Origin of the sequence: Burkholderia sp. BCC1972 (assembly GCF_905339605.1) — a bacterium.
Classification (GTDB): Bacteria; Pseudomonadota; Gammaproteobacteria; order Burkholderiales; family Burkholderiaceae; genus Burkholderia.
The window spans coordinates 422,466-439,223 of sequence record NZ_CAJPGH010000002.1 but is presented as its reverse complement, the minus strand read 5'-3'; the positions used below and the strand labels follow the sequence as shown (position 1 = coordinate 439,223).

16 protein-coding genes are annotated in these 16,758 nt (G+C 68.6%); 13 read left to right on the top strand and 3 right to left on the bottom strand.

The features are described 5' to 3' along the window. The first annotated feature begins 64 nt into the window (after positions 1 to 64). Positions 65 to 1,579 (top strand): MDR family MFS transporter, encoded by a 1,515-nt coding sequence (locus tag U5798_RS05440; protein WP_322081451.1) that lies wholly within the window; start codon positions 65 to 67, stop codon positions 1,577 to 1,579. 42 nt (positions 1,580 to 1,621) lie between these two features. Here the strand turns inward: U5798_RS05440 and U5798_RS05435 are convergent, their stop codons facing one another. Next, the gene (locus U5798_RS05435; protein WP_322081450.1) at positions 1,622 to 2,620 is read right to left on the bottom strand and encodes a quinone oxidoreductase; all 999 of its coding nucleotides are present in this window, start codon (positions 2,618 to 2,620) and stop codon (positions 1,622 to 1,624) included. A gap of 131 nt (positions 2,621 to 2,751) precedes the next feature. Here U5798_RS05435 and U5798_RS05430 point away from each other — a divergent pair, with 131 nt between their 5' ends. The 5 genes from U5798_RS05430 (at position 2,752) to U5798_RS05410 (ending at position 7,658) form a co-directional block, all read left to right on the top strand. Beyond that, entirely contained in the window at positions 2,752 to 3,624 is an 873-nt protein-coding gene (locus U5798_RS05430) for a LysR family transcriptional regulator (RefSeq protein ID WP_124447270.1), read from the top strand. Between the two features lie 88 nt (positions 3,625 to 3,712). Beyond that, positions 3,713 to 4,273 carry a GNAT family N-acetyltransferase gene (locus tag U5798_RS05425; protein ID WP_124446863.1) on the top strand — a complete coding sequence of 187 codons (561 nt, stop codon included), beginning with the start codon at positions 3,713 to 3,715 and terminating at the stop codon, positions 4,271 to 4,273. A gap of 9 nt (positions 4,274 to 4,282) precedes the next feature. Then, positions 4,283 to 5,131, top strand: a complete 849-nt coding sequence (locus U5798_RS05420) for a MerR family transcriptional regulator (RefSeq protein WP_322081449.1) — start codon at positions 4,283 to 4,285, stop codon at positions 5,129 to 5,131. Between the two features lie 123 nt (positions 5,132 to 5,254). Then, positions 5,255 to 6,235, top strand: a complete 981-nt coding sequence (locus U5798_RS05415; RefSeq protein WP_322081448.1) for a sulfonate ABC transporter substrate-binding protein — start codon at positions 5,255 to 5,257, stop codon at positions 6,233 to 6,235. Between the two features lie 247 nt (positions 6,236 to 6,482). After that, the gene (locus U5798_RS05410) at positions 6,483 to 7,658 is read left to right on the top strand and encodes a hypothetical protein (RefSeq protein ID WP_322081447.1); all 1,176 of its coding nucleotides are present in this window, start codon (positions 6,483 to 6,485) and stop codon (positions 7,656 to 7,658) included. A 151-nt stretch (positions 7,659 to 7,809) separates the two neighbouring features. Here U5798_RS05410 and speB read toward each other — a convergent pair whose 3' ends face one another. Continuing rightward, positions 7,810 to 8,778: an agmatinase gene (speB, locus tag U5798_RS05405; RefSeq protein WP_124446855.1), complete on the bottom strand. Its 969-nt coding sequence runs from the start codon at positions 8,776 to 8,778 to the stop codon at positions 7,810 to 7,812. Positions 8,779 to 9,175: 397 nt separating this feature from the next. Here speB and U5798_RS05400 point away from each other — a divergent pair, with 397 nt between their 5' ends. The 5 genes from U5798_RS05400 to U5798_RS05380 all read left to right on the top strand — a co-directional run bounded on the left by U5798_RS05400 (position 9,176) and on the right by U5798_RS05380 (position 14,449). Beyond that, on the top strand, positions 9,176 to 9,847 hold the full coding sequence (locus U5798_RS05400; protein ID WP_322081446.1) for a lysoplasmalogenase: 672 nt from the start codon (positions 9,176 to 9,178) through the stop codon (positions 9,845 to 9,847). Positions 9,848 to 10,093: 246 nt separating this feature from the next. Beyond that, the gene (locus tag U5798_RS05395; protein ID WP_322081445.1) at positions 10,094 to 11,677 is read left to right on the top strand and encodes an NAD(P)/FAD-dependent oxidoreductase; all 1,584 of its coding nucleotides are present in this window, start codon (positions 10,094 to 10,096) and stop codon (positions 11,675 to 11,677) included. Between the two features lie 21 nt (positions 11,678 to 11,698). Continuing rightward, entirely contained in the window at positions 11,699 to 12,631 is a 933-nt protein-coding gene (locus U5798_RS05390; RefSeq protein ID WP_322081444.1) for an SDR family oxidoreductase, read from the top strand. Further along, positions 12,628 to 13,533, top strand: a complete 906-nt coding sequence (locus U5798_RS05385) for a metal-dependent hydrolase (protein ID WP_322081443.1) — start codon at positions 12,628 to 12,630, stop codon at positions 13,531 to 13,533. Before U5798_RS05390 ends, U5798_RS05385 begins: the two co-directional genes overlap by 4 nt. A 4-nt stretch (positions 13,534 to 13,537) precedes the next feature. After that, positions 13,538 to 14,449 (top strand): alpha/beta fold hydrolase, encoded by a 912-nt coding sequence (locus U5798_RS05380; protein WP_322081442.1) that lies wholly within the window; start codon positions 13,538 to 13,540, stop codon positions 14,447 to 14,449. On the opposite strand, the gene U5798_RS05375 is transcribed toward U5798_RS05380, so the two are convergent. Next, a complete protein-coding gene (locus tag U5798_RS05375) occupies positions 14,404 to 14,964 on the bottom strand; it encodes a putative glycolipid-binding domain-containing protein (protein WP_124446843.1) in 561 nt (186 codons plus the stop codon). The genes U5798_RS05380 and U5798_RS05375 overlap by 46 nt on opposite strands. 123 nt (positions 14,965 to 15,087) lie before the next feature. Between U5798_RS05375 and U5798_RS05370 the strand changes: the two genes are divergently transcribed. Then, positions 15,088 to 15,981: an urea transporter gene (locus U5798_RS05370; protein ID WP_322081441.1), complete on the top strand. Its 894-nt coding sequence runs from the start codon at positions 15,088 to 15,090 to the stop codon at positions 15,979 to 15,981. Next, positions 15,956 to 16,732, top strand: a complete 777-nt coding sequence (locus U5798_RS05365; RefSeq protein WP_124446839.1) for a class II aldolase/adducin family protein — start codon at positions 15,956 to 15,958, stop codon at positions 16,730 to 16,732. Before U5798_RS05370 ends, U5798_RS05365 begins: the two co-directional genes overlap by 26 nt. Positions 16,733 to 16,758: the final 26 nt, after the last annotated feature.

Sequence of the window (16,758 nt, the reverse complement as noted above, 5' to 3'; positions counted from 1 at the left end):
AATTGACTAGTCAATCATCCGTGACTATATTTCGACACGATTCCCTGCCATGGCAGACAACTCGATGACAACCGATACCCTCCTTACTCCACCACCCGCCGAAACGGCTCGCCGCGACGCGCCGACCGGGCTGATCGTCGCCGCGCTGCTGCTCGTCATGCTGCTGTCCGCGCTCGACCAGACGATCGTGTCGACCGCGCTGCCGACGATCGTCGGCGAGCTCGGCGGGCTCGACCAGTTGTCGTGGGTCGTCACCGCGTACCTGCTGTCGTCGACCGTCGTGCTGCCGCTGTACGGCAAGCTCGGCGACCTGTATGGCCGCAAGATCGTGCTGCAGGCCGCGATCGCGCTGTTCCTCGCGGGCTCCGCGCTGTGCGGCGTCGCGCAGGACATGACGCAGCTGATCGTGCTGCGCGCACTGCAGGGGCTCGGCGGCGGCGGCCTGATGGTCGTCACGATGGCCGCGATCGGCGATCTGGTCCCGCCCGATCGCCGTGCGCGCTACCAGGGGATGTTCGGCGGCGTGTACGGCCTCGCGACGATCGTCGGCCCGCTGCTCGGCGGCTTCCTGGTCGAGCACCTGTCGTGGCGCTGGATCTTCACGATCAACCTGCCGCTCGGCTTTCTCGCGCTCGCGGTGATCGGCATGGCGTTCCGGCCGCATACCGCGCACGTGAAGCACCGGATCGACTACATGGGCGCCGCGTTCCTCGCGACCGCCCTCACCTGCGTGATCCTGTTCACGAGCGAAGGCGGCTCGCTGCTGCCGTGGACGTCGCCGCAACTGTGGATGACGCTCGTGCTCGGGCTCGTCGCGATCGGCGGCTTCATTTACGAGGAGCGCCTCGCGGCCGAGCCGATCATGCCGCTCGAACTGTTCCGCCATCGCACCTTCGTGCTGGTCAGCCTGATCGGCTTCGTGGTCGGCGTCGCGCTGTTCGGTTCGGTCACGTTCATCCCGCTCTACCTGCAGGTCGTGAAGGGCTCGACGCCGTCGCAGGCCGGCATGCAGCTGCTGCCGATGATGGGCGGGATGCTCGTGACGTCGATCGTCAGCGGCCGGCTGATCTCGCGGCTCGGCTCGTACCGGATGTTCCCGATCGCGGGGACGCTGATCGGCGGCGTCGCGATGGCGCTGCTGTCGACGCTGACGCTCGATACGCCGCTGCACACGATGTACGCCTACATGGCGCTGCTCGGGATCGGGCTCGGCATGGTGATGCCCGTGCTCACGCTCGCCGTGCAGAACACGGTCGAATTCCGGCACATGGGCGTCGCGACGTCCGGCGCGACGCTGTTCCGCTCGATCGGCGGCTCGCTCGGCGTCGCCGCGTTCGGCGCGCTGTTCTCGCACGGGCTGCAGTCGCGGATGATGCACGCGCTGCCGGCCGGCACCGAGCTGCCGCCCGCGCTGGGCCCGGCCGCCGTGCACCAGTTGCCCGATGCGGTACGCGATGCGTATCTGCAGGCGTTCGCCGGCTCGCTGCATGTCGTGTATCTGTCGGCTGCGACGGTGATCGCGATCGCGTTCGTGCTCGCGTGGTTCGTCGAGGACGCACCGCTGCGCAAGCACAACTGATCGGCTGCCGGGCCGCGTCGCGATCCGCAACCGCCCGCACCGTTACGGCAGCAGCACGACCGCGCCCGTCGTCGAGCGCGACTCCAGCAAGCGGTGCGCGTCGGCCGCCTGTTCGAGCGGCAGTCGCGCGCCGATCTCGACATGCATCCCGCCCGCCAGCCGTTCGAGCGTCGCGCGCGCGGCGTCGCGATAGCCGTCGACGTCGCGTGCAATGAAGCCGAGCACGCTCGGCCGCGCGAGCGCGATCGAGCGTGCCGGGCCCAGTTCGTCGAGATCGAACGTCTGCCGCGCACCGATCGCGGCCACCTGTCCGATGCTCGCGACCATCCCGAACGGACGCACCGCGCCGAGCGTGCGCGTCAGCACGTCGCCGCCGATGCCGTCGATCGCGTAATCGACGCCCGCGCCGCCGCCGAACGCACGCGCCGCCGCGACAAAATCCTCCTCGCGGTAATCGACGACCGCCTCGGCGCCGTGCGTGCGGACGAGCGCGGCTTTCGCGGCCGATCCGACCGTGCCGATCACCCGCGCACCGAGCGCGCGTGCCCACTGCGTCGCCAGCAGCCCGACGCCGCCGGCCGCCGCATGCACGAGCACCGTGTCGCCGGCACCGACCTGCCGGACGCGATGCATCAGCATGTAGACGGTGATCCCCTTCAGCAGCCCGGCCGCGGCGGCTTCGTCGCTCAGGCCGTCGGGAATCGGCAGCACGCGCGTTGCCGGCATCATGCGCAGGCTCGCATAGCTGCCGGTCGGCATGCCCGCGTACGCGACGCGCTGCCCGGGCACGAGATCCGTCACGCCGGCCCCGACCGCGTCGATCACACCGGCCGCTTCGACGCCGAGCGCGTCCGGCAGCGCGGGCAACGCGTGTGCGCCCGTCCTGAAATAGATGTCGACGAAGTTCACGCCGACGGCGGTCTGGCGAATCCGCACTTCGCCTGCGCCGGGCGGCGCAACGGGCGCATCGACGCGGCGCAGCACGCCGGCGTCGCCGTAACGATCGATCCCGATCCGGATGGCATTGGCAGTCTGGGTCATGACGTTCCTCGCTCTCGAATGAAGTGACACGATCATCTCATCGTGCATAATCGAGCGGAATTCACGTTAATCGCCCAGTTACTGTGCAAAATTCGACCGATCAGGATCCCGTTCCCGCGTCCGCGCTGCCGATGAGCTGGGACGACATCCGCTACTTCCTCGCGGTGATGCGCGGCGGCAGCCTGTCGGCCGCTGCTCGCGCGCTGCAGGTCCAGCATTCGACGGTCGCGCGGCGCATCGACGCGCTGGAATCCGCGCTCGGGATCCGGCTGTTCGACCGGCTGCCGCGTGGCTGGCCGCCGACCGACGAAGGACTGCACCTCGCCGAGCACGCGGCGCGCCTCGAAGCCGATGCGCATGCGTTCGCGCGCGCCGCGCAGGGCGCGGCCGCACTCGACGGCGCGGTGCGCGTGTCGGCGTCGCCGGTGTTCGCCAGCCATTTCCTTGCGCCTCGCCTGGCCCGTGCACAGCGCGCGTGGCCGGCATTGCGGATCGACCTGATGGGCGAGATGCATGCGGCGAACCTGTATGCACGCGAAGCCGATCTCGCGGTGCGGCTGTCGCGGCCGAGCGAGCCGGGCCTCGCCGCGCGCCGGCTCGGCACGATGCGCTTCGCGCTGTGCGCGGCACCGGAATGGGCCGACGCGCCGCCCGACACCTGGCCGTTCGTCGGCTACGACGACGCGCTCGCGCAAACGCCGCAGCAGCAGTGGCTCGAACGCTTCGCGGCCGGGCGCCGTTTCGCGTTCGTCGCCAACGACCTCGCCGCACAGCATCGCGCCTGCGCCGCCGGAGCGGGCGTCGCGTTGCTGCCGCGGTTTCTCGTCGACGATCCGGCCGCACACGCCGGCGCACCGCTCGTCGAGCTGACCGACGCGCCTCGTTGCGACATCGAGCGCGAGATCTGGCTAGTCGTGCACCCGGACGTGCGCCGGTCGCCGCGCGTGCAGCGCGTCGCCGATGCGATCGCCGAGGCGGTTCATGCGGCAGACGGCCGGCTGTAGGCACCCGGCGGCGCCATTCGCCGGACGGATTTGCCACGCGCGCCGGCGGACGGCATAGTATCCATTTGATTTCGCTCCCGCCGCCGCCATGCCTACCGCTCCCGCCTGCGTCGTTCGCGACGCAACCGACGCCGACCTCGATGCGATTCACGCGATTTACGCGCATCACGTTCACCACAGCGTCGCGTCCTTCGAGGAAACGCCGCCCGATGTCGCCGAGCTGCGCGCACGCCGCGACGCGGTGCTGCACCACGGGCTGCCGTATCTCGTCGCCGAATGCGACGGCCGCGTGGCCGGCTACGCGTACGCGACGCCGTACCGTGCGCGCAGCGCGTACCGCTTCGCGATCGAGGATTCGATCTACATCGACGATGCGCAGCGCGGGCGCGGGATCGGCCGCGCGCTGCTCGCCGCGCTGATCGAACGCTGCGAAGCGGGCCCGTGGCGGCAGATGATCGCGGTCATCGCCGACGGCGGTACCGGCGGCTCGACGTCGCTGCACCGCGCATTCGGCTTCGAGCCGGCCGGCGTGCTGAAAGCGGTCGGCTTCAAGCACGGCCGCTGGATCGACACGGCGCTGCTGCAACGGCCGCTCGGCGACGGCGCGCACATGCTCCCCGCGTCGCGCCAGCCCGCCGCGTCGCGCTAGAATGGCCGCATGTCAAAACAGACTCATTCCACGCCCGACGAGGCTGCGCCGGATTCCCGCAACGAGTACACGGTCGACGAACTCGCGCGCGTATCCGACACCACCGTGCGCAACGTCCGCGCGTACCAGGATCGCGGGTTGCTCGCGCCGCCGGAGAAACGCGGGCGCGTCGGCATCTACGACGACACGCACGTCGCCCGCCTGAAGCTGATCAACCACCTGCTTGCGCGCGGCTACACGCTGTCGAACATCCAGGACCTGATCAAGGCGATCGACGAAGGCCACGACCTGCGCTCGATCCTCGGTCTCGAAAACGCGATCGGCGGCCGCTGGTCGCACGAACTGCCGAAAACCTATTCGCTCGCCGCGCTCGCGCAGATGTTCGGCCCGCAGGCGACCACACAGCTGTCGCGCGTGACCGAGCTCGGGCTGCTCGAACGGCGCGGCCTGTCGTTCGTCGCGAAGAGCCCCGCACTGCTCGAGGCGGCGGCCGCGATGACGAAGGAAGGGATCCCGCCGCGCGAGCTGCTCGACGTGATCAGCCTCGCGCGGCCGCATTTCGACGCGATCGCGCGGCTGCTCGTCGACCTCGTCGTGAAGCGGCTCGACCGCTACGACGCCGGCACGCTGCCGCCGGCCACCGACGTGCCCGAACTGGTCGACGCGATCTGGCGCCTGCGCCCGCTCGCGGCCGTGTTCGTCGAGGGCGAGACGAATCGCGCGCTCGAAACCGCGGCCAGCGCGTATCTCGGCGGCCGCGTCGCGACGATCCTCGACAAGAAGCTCAGCGACGAAGCGGCGCGCCAGTCCGGCACGCCGGATACGTCCGGTCCGGCAGACGACGGCGACAAAGCATAGGGCCGCCGCCGTCATATTCATATCGGCAATGCTTCGTTTGCCGGCGCGATCGCCCATGCGACGATTCTTCCAACCGAGCGGCACCGGCCGCTCCCCGAAGATGTCTCGCATGGAGTTCGTTCGATGATTCGTTTCACCCGCTGGATCACCCGCACCGCCGCCGTCTCGCTCGTTGCCCTGTCTGCCGCGTCGGCCTTCGCGCAAGGCAGCGCCGACAAGATCGTGCGCATCGGTTATCAAAAGGCCGGCCTGCTGTCGATCGTCAAGGCGCAGGGCTCGCTCGAAGCGCGGCTCAAGCCGCTCGGCTATGGCGTTCAATGGTTCGAATTCCCGGCCGGCCCGCAACTGCTCGAAGCGCTGAACGCGAACAGCATCGACTTCGGCTACACGGGCGCGCCGCCGCCCGTGTTCGCGCAAGCCGCAGGCGTGCAGTTCGTCTATGTCGGCGCGGAACCGCCGGCGCCGCACAACGAGGCCGTGTTCGTGAAGGGCGATTCGCCGATCCGGACGGTAGCCGGCCTGCGCGGCAAGAAGGTCGCGCTGCAGAAAGGCTCGAGCGCGAACTACCTGCTGCTCGAGGCGCTGCAGAAGGCCGGCGTGCGCTATGACGAAATCCAGCCGGTCTATCTCGCACCGGCCGACGCGCGCGCCGCGTTCGAAAGCGGCAATGTCGATGCGTGGGCCGTGTGGGATCCGTACTATGCAGCTGCGCATAACGCGTTGAAGGTGCGTACGCTGTCCGACTACACGGGGCTCGCGGCGACCAACAATTTCTACGAGGCGACGCGGAGTTTCGCGCAACAGCATCCCGACGTGGTCGGCGCGATCCTGAAACAGGCGCGCGAAACGGGCCAGTGGGTCAACGGGCATCCGGCCGACACGGCCGCGCTGCTGGCGCCGAAGGTCGGGTTGCCGCAGGCGCTCGTCGAGACGTGGATCAAGCGCGTGCCGTTCGGTGCGGTGCCGATCGACGAGAAGATCGTCGCCGGTCAGCAAGGCGTTGCCGATGCGTTTTACGCGGCGAAGCTGATTCCGCAGAAGCTGAGTGTGGCGGAGAATGCGTGGATCGATAAAAGCGTGGCGGGTGCGCTCGCGGCGAAGTAACGCGCGGCCGTCACACGCATATTTTTAGCGACAGGCCGACGGGTGCCCAGCCCGTCGGCCTGTCGGCCGTCGGCCGTCGGCCGTCAGCCGTTCCGGACCGGCAGCCTGTCGTCGCATCCGGCGCCGGCTGGCTCGCGCGGTGCCGAACGCTTCGGCTGAGCGTACCCGCGTTCGCATGCATGGCCCTGCTGCACGAACACGCGCATCAAGATTAGGCGGAACCCGTTCGCCGATCAGGAAAGCGCTGATGCTACGCACCAACCCACTCGCTTCGCCCAAAGACACTGCCGTCCAGTCCACCGAACAGCACACCCCGCCGCCGGCGCCGGAGCGCACGCCATCGCCGCAGCAACCGGGGCACGCGTTGTCCGGACTTCAGGATCTATCAAGCAGCCGCGCGCGTGCACCGGGCACCACGGGTGTGGAAAAGCGCCCGATTTCGCCGAGCGCGTTCAGCACGCCACAGGCGTCTGCGAAGAAGTCCAGGCTCGACGCCGATGCGCAATCCCCCACCGATGTCAGCGACAGTCACGGCCCCGATCGACTCTTCGGTTCCGGTTCGGACAGCCCAGGGCCGTCTCGCACGCAAGGCGTCCAGGCGGTCGCGTCGTCACACGGCAGTGCCGCAAAAATGGGGGGCAAGGTCATCGACGTGCCTGATCTGCCGACGCTGCAAGGCCAGCCGGAACGATGGGATCCCAGGCAAGTCCAGCGGGTGAAGCACGACATAGAAACCAGACTCACGGAGCAACATAACCATCCGGTCAAGGTGCTCGGCTATCACGTGACACCCGATCACAACGTGGCATCGCTTCGGGCAGAGGGTTTTTCCGCCGACAAGTATCAAGGGCAAGCAGGCGGGGTCGCCGGCACCAACATCCACGGCCCGGGCCTTTATATTTCCGAACGCCCGACCAGCGACTACGCCAGAGCAGACGGGCACGACACGATGTTTGCGGTAGTGGTGCCCGGTACCGGATTCCACAAGAGCAACGCGAGTCCGTCCAAAGCGTGGGCGTCGGCGCAACATCACGCGAGTACCGATACCGGCCACTACATGGAGAGCATGCAAGGCGAACTCAAGATCCTGCCGGGCGCAATCGGGCAGGTCGGGCTCGTTCCCATCGCCCGCATTCCACCTTCGATGTCGTCGGCAGCGCTGGCGGAGCGCGCAAGCATGTTCGCCAAACCCGCGGCGCCAAACGCAAACGGCGTTTCACCGGCACTGCACGCGTGGATCACGGGTGCTATCGCGGGTCATCCCAAGCTGAAGAACATCGACACGGAGACCGACCCGGAGAGGCGGCGCGCCAGCATCGAGAGCGTGGTGACCGGGCTCGAGCGCGATTGGATGAAGCCGGACGACGCAACCAGGGAAAACCTGCTTGCCGATCTGAACGCTCGCTATTCGATGCCGGGCTGAGTCGAAGATTTTTTCGCAGTGAATCGACGTCGCGGCCGGCCGGAACCCCGACGCCTCGACGGCGTCGGATTCGCGTGTGCGCCCACGTCAATCTGCAGCCGGCCGGATGGGCTTTCGCCAGGGTGCGCGGCCTGTCGGCGCACCCGCTCGCCTACTTCCCCGACGCCGCCACCTTCTTCTGCCGCCACAGGCACAGCAGATCGCAGGCGACATGCGCGGCCGCGATCGCCGTAATGTCCGCATGATCGTAAGCCGGCGCCACCTCGACCACATCGGCCCCGACCAGGTTCACCGCCCCGAGCCCGCGCACGATCGCCAGCGCCTGCGCGGACGACAACCCGCCCGCGACCGGCGTCCCCGTTCCCGGCGCGAACGCCGGATCGAGGCAGTCGATGTCGAACGTCAGATACGCGGGCCGCGCGCCGACGATCTCGACGATCCGCTCGACCGCCGCGCGCGAACCATGGTCATGCACCCACGCGGCATCGAGCCGCTCGATCCCGAGAAAGTCGTCGTTCCACGTGCGGATGCCGACCTGCACCGACGTCGCCGGATCGATCAGCCCTTCCTTCACGGCCTTGTAGAACATCGTCCCGTGATTGAGGCTGTCCGGCTCGTCGTCGGCCCACGTATCGCAGTGCGCGTCGAAATGGATCAGCGACAGCGGCTTGCCGTAGCGCTCCGCGTGCGCGACCAACAGCGGATACGTGATGTAGTGGTCGCCGCCGAACGTCAGCATCTTCGCGCCCGAGCGCAGGATCGTGCGTGCGTGCTCGATGATCGCCGGCTTGATCGACAGCGGGTTGTGCGCGTCGAACCAGCAGTCGCCGTAGTCGACGGCCGCGAGATCGTCGAACGGATCGAAGCCCCACGGATACGGATTGAGCTCGGCGAGCTGCACGCTCGCCGCGCGGATCGCGGCCGGCCCGAGCCGTGCGCCCGAGCGATAGGTCGTCGCGAGGTCGAGCGGCACGCCGGAAATCGCGACGTCGACGCCGTCGAGCGTGCGCGAGTAATTGCGACGCATGAACGACAGCACGCCCGCATAGGTGTTTTCGATCGACGAGCCGTACGGCGTCGTGCGACGGATCGCGCCGTCGCCGTGGAGAAGTTCGGTCATGGGTCGGGCCTGTGTTCGTGGAGAGCCGGCGCCGCCCCGCCTTCTACGAGCGCGCGGGCCGGGCACGGCATGGATACATGGGGCACGCACCGGCTTGCGCATCCAGTCGCGCGGCCGGGCGGGACAATGACAACAACGGCGACAACGGCAATACCGCGGCGATCATAGCAAGCCGAATTGAAGTCGTTGCCCCGGTTCAACCGGGGCAACGCGCGGAGAAATCCGCCGGCGCCACCGCTCTCCGCCGCCATCGATTCCTAGAAGGATTCGCCGGTTTTTGCACGCCCGTTCTTCCGGATAATGGCCGGCAGCCGCGCCCTCGACGGCGCGCCGTCCGATGCCGGCCGCCCGCTGCCGGCCGCCCGCCGCAGACAACAACAAACCGGAGACACCCGCCTTGATCGCCACGCTTCCCGCCACCTACCGCCGGCTCTGGCCGCTCGCCATCGCCGCCGCGCTGCTGTACGGGCTGTCGCTCGCTGCCGCACCCTATCCGGGCCAGGCCGTCGCGAAAGCCGCGATGGGCATCCTGCTGCTCGCGGCCGGCAGCACCTGCGGCGCGCCGCGCGAACGCGCGTGGCTGTGCGCGGCGCTCGCCACCGCCGTGCTCGGCGACGTGCTGCTCGCGCTGCCCGACTGGCCGCTGTCGTTCGTCCTCGGCCTCGGTGCGTTCCTGCTCACGCACGTGTGCTACTGCGCGATCTTCATGCGCTGGCGCGCGAGGCCGCACGGCTGGCGCAGCATCGCGCTGATCGGGCTGTGGATCGCCGCACCGTCGTTCTACGCGGCGTTCTTCCCGCATCTCGGCGAGTTGCTGGTGCCCGTCGCCGTCTACATGCTCGTGCTGTGCGTGATGGCGAGCTTCGCGCTCGCGGCCCGCACGCACGGCCCGCTGGTCGCGATCGGCAGCCTGATCTTCGTCGGCTCGGACACGCTGATCGGCGTCGGCCGCTTCCTCGGCGGTTTTCCGGGCATCGACTATCTGATCTGGGGCCTCTACGCGCTCGCGCAGGTCACGATCGTGGCCGGGGTTTTCCATGAGACGGCCGCCCGGTCGATCCGGCCCTGATACTGTTTCAAACAGACCGCCGCATGCCGGCGGTCTCGTCCATCGCCTGTCTCGTCCTGCCGACGGCCCTTCCCGCCCATCCCGCATCGCGGAAAACGGACCGTTCCAAACCCCGCTCAGCCTTTTCCCGTCTGGCTTCCGGCCCTTAGAGCGCCGCTTCTAGCCCCTTGCGGTTTCCAGGCTCACCCTCTATCGTTACATCAAACAATGTAACATTCAAAAATGAGCCAAATCGGAGACACCCGGATGAATGCTCGTACGTTGCCTTTCGGTCCGCCCGGCCACGACGGCCAGGACGAAACCATCGACATCGCCATCATCGGCACCGGCTTCGCCGGTCTCGGGATGGCGATCCGCCTGCGGCAAACAGGCGTGACCGACTTCGTGGTCCTCGAGAAGGCCGCGTCGGTCGGCGGCACGTGGCGCGACAATCATTACCCAGGGTGTGCGTGCGACGTGCAATCGCACGTCTACTCGTTCTCGTTCGCGCCGAACCCGCGCTGGACGCGCATGTTCGCGCCGCAGCCGGAGATCCGCGCGTATCTGGAAGACTGCGTGCAGCGCTTCGGCATCGGCCCGCACCTGCGCATGAACCACGAGCTGCAGCGCGCCGAGTACGACGAGGCCGCGCAACGCTGGCGCCTCACCTTCGCGAACGGCAAGCGGCTGTCCGCGCGCGTGCTGGTGTCGGGGATGGGCGGGCTGTCGCGCGCCGCGCTGCCGTCGATTCCCGGCGTCGAGAACTTCCGGGGCCGCGCGTTCCATTCGCAGCAGTGGGATCACGACTACGCGCTCGAAGGCAAGCGCGTCGCGGTGATCGGCACCGGCGCGAGCGCGATCCAGTTCGTACCGCAGATCGCGCCGCGCGTGAAGGCACTCGCGCTGTTCCAGCGCACGCCGCCGTGGATCATGCCGAAGCCCGACCGCAACCTGACCGCGCTCGAGAAATGGCTGTTCCGCACGCTGCCGTTCACGCAGAAGGCCGTGCGCAGCGGCATCTACTGGATGCTCGAATCGCGCGTGCTCGGCTTCGCGATCCATCCGTCGCTGATGAAGAACGTGCAGAAGCTCGCACTGCGCCACATCCGCAAGCAGATTCCCGACCCGGAGCTGCGCAAGGCCGTCACGCCGAACTACACGCTCGGCTGCAAGCGCGTGCTGATCTCGAACGACTACTACCCGGCGCTGTCGCGCAAGAACGTCGACGTGATCACGACCGGCATCGACCACATCGAAGCCGACGCGGTCGTGACCACCGACGGCAAGCGCCATGAAGTCGACTGCCTGATCTACGGCACCGGCTTCCAGGTGGCCGACCCGTATCCGCGCGGCGCGATCATCGGCCGCGGCGGCCTCGACATCGTCGACGCATGGCGCGACGGCGCGCATGCGTATCTCGGCTCGACGCTGCCCGGCTACCCGAACTTCTTCATGATCGTCGGCCCGAACACGGGCCTCGGCCACAACTCGATGGTGTTCATGATCGAGTCGCAGATCGAATACATCCTCGGCGCGCTGCAGGCGATGCACCGCGAGCGCGCGGATGCGATCGAGGTACGCCCGCTCGTCGAGGCGCAGTTCAACAGCGACCTGCAAGGCAAGTTGAAGAAGGCGATCTGGTCGACGGGCGGCTGCAAGAGCTGGTATCTCGACCCGCGCACCGGCAAGAACACGACGCTGTGGCCAGGTTTCACGTGGCGCTTCCGCCAGGCCACCGCGCGCTTCTCGATCGCCGACTACCACGCGTATCGCGCGCCGCAACACGACACGACCGCGCGGCCCGTCGCCGCGCCCGCCGCTTCCGCATCCACGTCCGCCGAAGCGGCCTGAGCCAGACAAGGAGCCATCGACATGAGAGATTTCGCCAACAAGGTCGCCGCCATCACGGGTGCCGGCTCGGGCATGGGCCGCGCGCTCGCGATCCAGCTCGCGCAGGCCGGCTGCCACGTGTCGCTCGCCGACAAGAACGGCGTCGGCCTCGCCGAAACCGAGCGGATCGTCAGCGCGATCGCGCCGAACGTGCGCGTGTCGACGCGCATACTCGACGTCGGCGACCGCGACGCGATGTTCGCGTGGGCCGACGACACCGCGAAGGAACACGGCAAGGTCAACCTGATCTTCAACAACGCGGGCGTCGCGCTGTCGAGCACGATCGAAGGGATGGAATACAGCGATCTCGAGTGGATCGTGAACATCAACTTCTGGGGCGTCGTGCACGGCACGAAGGCGTTCCTGCCGCACCTGAAGGCATCGGGCGACGGCCACGTGATCAACACGTCGAGCATCTTCGGGATCTTCGCGCAGCCGGGCATGAGCGGCTACAACGCGACGAAGTTCGCGGTGCGCGGCTTCACCGAATCGCTGCGCCAGGAACTCGACATGATGAAGTGCGGCGTGTCGGCGACCTGCGTGCATCCGGGCGGCATCCGCACGAACATCGCGCAGTCGAGCCGCGTCGCGAAGAACATGGTCGGCTTCATCGTCGAGAGCGAACAGCAAGGCAAGGACAGCTTCGAGAAGTTCTTCATCACGACCGCCGACGACGCCGCGCGCACGATCCTCGCCGGCGTGCGCAAGAACAGGCGCCGCGTGCTGATCGGCCGCGACGCGAAGGGTGCGGACTGGATGGCGCGCATCCTGCCGGCCGCGTACCAGGCGCTCGTCGTGCTCGCGACGCGCCGCGAGGCCGCGAAGGCCCGCCGCCATGCCGCACGCGGCACGCCGGCGCCCGCACCGCTCGCCACCTACAACAATGCAGGCAATCAGGGAGGAGAACAATCATGACGACACCGAACATGATGCCCGTGCGGCGCGACATCCGTTTCGCGCTGCCCCCCGAACGCGCGAAGGACTGGCACGTGCAGGGCGTGCCGGTCACGCACTTCATGAACGCACTGTCGCTGCTGTTCCCGGCCGGCGAACGCTTCTTCATGGATTCGGTGCGCAACTACCGCGACCGGATCGAGGATCCCGAGCTGAAGAAGCAGGTGATCGGCTTCATCGGGCAGGAAGCGATGCACACGCGCGAGCACATCGAATACAACGACCTGCTGCAGTCGTCGGGCCTGCCCGCCCACAAGCTCGACAAGCGCCTGTGGACGATCCTCGGCTGGTTCAAGAAGGCGCTGCCGCATTCGATGCAGCTCGCGATCACGATCGCGCTCGAACACTACACGGCGATCCTCGCGAACCAGCTGCTGTCGGGCCACGAGCACCGGATCGACGGCTCGGTCGAAGGCTACCAGCAGATGTGGATGTGGCACGCGATGGAGGAAACCGAGCACAAGGCGGTGTCCTACGACGTGTGGACCACCGTGATGAAACCGGGCCTCGGCAGCTACCTGCTGCGCACCGGCACGATGCTGACGACGACCGTCTTCTTCTGGACGATCGTGTTCGACTTCCACGTGCGCCTGATGCTCGCGCACCGTCGCGAACACGGCAGGTTCGGCGGCATGTGGCGCCTCGTCAAGTATCTGTACGGCCCGAAGCACGGCGTGTTTCCGAGCATCGCACGCGAATGGCTCGACTACTTCCGCCCGGGCTTCCACCCGTGGGATCACGACAACCACCAGTACCTGCAAGGGCTCGACACGCTGCTCGAGAACATCGACGCGACCAACGCGCGCTACGCGGCGCAAGCCGCCCCGCGCCGCGTGCCGCTGCACCCGGTCCCGCAGGCATGACGCGATGGCGCGCGTCCACGAGATGCTGACCGTCCAGTCCGGCGACGTGAAGCTCGCCGTCTACGTGAGCGGGTCGCGGCGCGCGCCGCCGCTGATCCTCGTGCACGGCTACCCTGACTCCGCGGCCGTGTGGGCGCCGATCCGCGCGCGGCTCGCGAAGCGCTACCGCGTGATCGCGTACGACGTGCGCGGCGCCGGCGCGTCCGACGCGCCGCGCCGCCGCGCCGACTACACGCTCGAGCGGCTCGCCGCCGACCTGAAGGCGGTGGCCGATGCGACCTGCGGCGGCCGGCCGTTCCATCTCGTCGGCCACGACTGGGGCTCGATCCAGTGCTGGGAGGCCGTGACCGATCCCGCGTTCCGCGGCCGCATCGCGTCGTACACGTCGATCTCGGGCCCGTGCCTCGATCACGTGTTCCGCGCGAAGATGCGGCTCAGGCAGAGCCTGAAATCGTGGTACATCGCGCTCTTCCACCTGCCGGTCGTGCCGTCGCTGGTGTGGCGGCTCGGCGGCGCGGCGCTGTGGCCGCGCTGGCTGCAGATCACCGAACGCGTGCGCGCCGAGCGCGATCCCGTGCAGTTGAAGAACGCGCTGAACGGGCTGCAGCTGTACCGCGCGAACTTCATTGCGCGGGCCCGCAAGCCGCGCGAACGGTACGCGCAGGCGCCGGTGCAGATCCTCGTACCCGTGCGCGACCGCTACGTGACGCCCGAGATGTCGGTCGACCTCGACCGCTGGCTCGGCGACCACGTGCGCGAGGAAATCGACGGCAGCCACTGGATCGTGCTGCGCCACCCCGACATGATCGCGCAGCGGATCGACCGCTTCGCGTCCGCGCAGGAGCGGCCGGCGGCCACGAGCGCGGCGGTTCAGCGCCCAGTCGGCGCCGGCAGGCGCCTGAACAGCGTCTCGTAGTCGACGACGAGCCCGTCGTCGTCGATCTCCATCTCGGCCGTGAAATTCCGGAAGATCCCTTCGTAGCGGTAGCGCCGGCCCGGCTCGATGCACGCATAAGCCTGCTTGACCGGCGTGACCTTCAGGTCCGGCGTCGAGATGTACGCGACGTCGATCGGCCGCCGCTCGCCGCGCGCGAGCCCCAGGCGGCCGATCGGCAGCGCATTCGTAAACGGCGTCGCCGCGATGTCGATGTCGATGCAGCCGTCGAGCGCCGGCAGCGCGCGGCCCGAGCCATCGCGCCAGTGGCCGGCGCCGTCGCCGCGCAACTCGAGCGTGCCGCCGCCCATCACCTTGAGCACCGCGTAGGTCACGCGCCATTGCGGATCGCACTCGACGCGATACGCGAGCCCGTATGCGCGGCCGTACCGCTGGCCGACCACCGCGCTTTCGACGACGATCGCGCCGTCGCTCCGGTCGAACGTCAGATGTTCGACTCCGTCGCCCTCGAGCGACGCCCAACGCACTTCGCGCATCTTTCCGCCTCCGTTTTCCCCAATGCGGGGCATCGTTGAACAAATCCTGACTATCCAGAATTCCCTATTACGGTGCACGGGATTGTGTCCTATGCTCGCGGCTCGTCCTGTTCCGCAGCCATCATGCCTACCGTCCGCCCCGTCCCGCCGTCGATCGACCTGCGTATCCTGCTGCGCGGTATCGGGCAGATCGTGCTGCAGGCGAACGCATTCACCGGCGCGCTGCTGCTCGCCGCGCTGGCACTGACCGACCTGCGGCTCGCGAGCGCGGCGCTGGTCGGCTCGGCCGCCGCCAGCATGACCGCCGTGCTGACCGGCGCCGAGCGCCGCGACGTCGAACAGGGGCTGCACGGCTTCAATGGTGCGCTCGCCGCACTGATCGCCGTGCTGTTCGCGCCCCATCAACTCGCAGCCGTCGCGCTGGTGCCGCTGGTCTCGATCGGCGCCGCACTCGTGCAGCGTGCGATGCGCGGGCCGCTCGCCCGCTGGCGGCAGTGCCCGTATTCGAGCCCGTGCCTCGCCGTCACCACGCTGTGGCTGCCGTTTGTCGCGCCGCAGCATGCGAGCGGCTCGACGGCCGGCGCGGCGCCGACGCTTGCTTCCACCGCCGACGCCCTGTTGTCGGGCGTCGCGCAGACCACCTTCGCGCAAGGCGCATGGGCCGGCATACTGATCGTCGCCGGCCTCGCCGTCGCGTCGCGCCGCGCGGCCGCGTTCGCGCTCGGCGGTGCGATCGTGTCGACCGTGCTGCTGGTCGCGCTCGGCGCAAACGGCGCATGGCTCGCCGATGGCCTCCTCGGCTTCAACGGCGCGCTCGCCGCACTTGCGCTGATGCCGCGCGGCCCGCGCGCGGCGCTTGCCGCCGCCGCCCTCGCCGCGCTGATCCAGTGGCTCGCGATGCGCGCGGACGTCCCCGTGTTCACGGCGCCGTTCGCACTCGCATCATGGGCGACCGTCTACGTCGCGCGCCGCTTCACCCTCGGAGAACCCGATGTCGTCATTCGCACACCGTCCTGATGCCGTGAAACCCGGCGGCCCGATCTCGGACGCCGAACGCCGGATGCGCGTCGATCTCGCCGCAGCCTACCGGCTCGTCGCGCTGAACGGCTGGGACGACCTGATCTACACGCACCTGTCCGCGACCGTGCCCGGCGAGCCCGGCCACTTCCTGATCAACCCGTTCGGCCTCACGTTCGACGAGGTCCGCGCATCGAACCTCGTGAAGATCGATCTGGCCGGCAACCGGATCGGCGACGGCGAGCATGCGGTCAACGTGACGGGCTTCGCGCTGCATGCGGCCGTGCACGCCGCGCGCGCCGATGCCGTCTGCGTGATGCACCTGCACAATACACCCGGCATCGCCGTGTCGATCCAGCGCGACGGGCTGCTGCCCGCGTCGCAGCACGCGCTGCGCTTTCATGGCGACCTCGCGTACCACGACTACGAGGCGCTCGCGTTCTCGCCGGCCGAAGGCGCGCGACTGACCGCGAGCCTCGGCGCGAAATCCGCGATGCTGCTGCGCAATCACGGCACGCTGACGGTCGGCCGCACCGTCGCCGAAGCCTATGTGCTGATGGATACGCTGATCAAGGCCTGCGACATCCAGGTGCGCGCGCAAGCAGGCGGCGGGCCGCTCGTGCTGCCCGACCCGGCCATCGCGGACCGCACGGCCGCACAACTGCGCGACGGCGGCGCGATCGAAGGCGAACTGGAATGGCCGGCGCTGCTGCGTCGGCTCGACCGGATCGATCCGTCGTATCGCGACTGACGCCGTCGTCCTCATCCTCATCCTGC

Coding starts and splice junctions, on each gene's coding strand:
- U5798_RS05390 (WP_322081444.1), top strand. CDS start 11,699: ATGAGAGATTTCGCCAACAAGGTCGCCGCCATCACGGGTGCCGGCTCG.
- U5798_RS05435 (WP_322081450.1), bottom strand. CDS start 2,620: ATGACCCAGACTGCCAATGCCATCCGGATCGGGATCGATCGTTACGGC.
- speB (WP_124446855.1), bottom strand. CDS start 8,778: ATGACCGAACTTCTCCACGGCGACGGCGCGATCCGTCGCACGACGCCG.
- U5798_RS05370 (WP_322081441.1), top strand. CDS start 15,088: ATGCCTACCGTCCGCCCCGTCCCGCCGTCGATCGACCTGCGTATCCTG.
- U5798_RS05425 (WP_124446863.1), top strand. CDS start 3,713: ATGCCTACCGCTCCCGCCTGCGTCGTTCGCGACGCAACCGACGCCGAC.
- U5798_RS05415 (WP_322081448.1), top strand. CDS start 5,255: ATGATTCGTTTCACCCGCTGGATCACCCGCACCGCCGCCGTCTCGCTC.
- U5798_RS05430 (WP_124447270.1), top strand. CDS start 2,752: ATGAGCTGGGACGACATCCGCTACTTCCTCGCGGTGATGCGCGGCGGC.
- U5798_RS05380 (WP_322081442.1), top strand. CDS start 13,538: ATGGCGCGCGTCCACGAGATGCTGACCGTCCAGTCCGGCGACGTGAAG.
- U5798_RS05365 (WP_124446839.1), top strand. CDS start 15,956: ATGTCGTCATTCGCACACCGTCCTGATGCCGTGAAACCCGGCGGCCCG.
- U5798_RS05410 (WP_322081447.1), top strand. CDS start 6,483: ATGCTACGCACCAACCCACTCGCTTCGCCCAAAGACACTGCCGTCCAG.
- U5798_RS05440 (WP_322081451.1), top strand. CDS start 65: ATGACAACCGATACCCTCCTTACTCCACCACCCGCCGAAACGGCTCGC.
- U5798_RS05375 (WP_124446843.1), bottom strand. CDS start 14,964: ATGCGCGAAGTGCGTTGGGCGTCGCTCGAGGGCGACGGAGTCGAACAT.
- U5798_RS05385 (WP_322081443.1), top strand. CDS start 12,628: ATGACGACACCGAACATGATGCCCGTGCGGCGCGACATCCGTTTCGCG.
- U5798_RS05395 (WP_322081445.1), top strand. CDS start 10,094: ATGAATGCTCGTACGTTGCCTTTCGGTCCGCCCGGCCACGACGGCCAG.
- U5798_RS05420 (WP_322081449.1), top strand. CDS start 4,283: ATGTCAAAACAGACTCATTCCACGCCCGACGAGGCTGCGCCGGATTCC.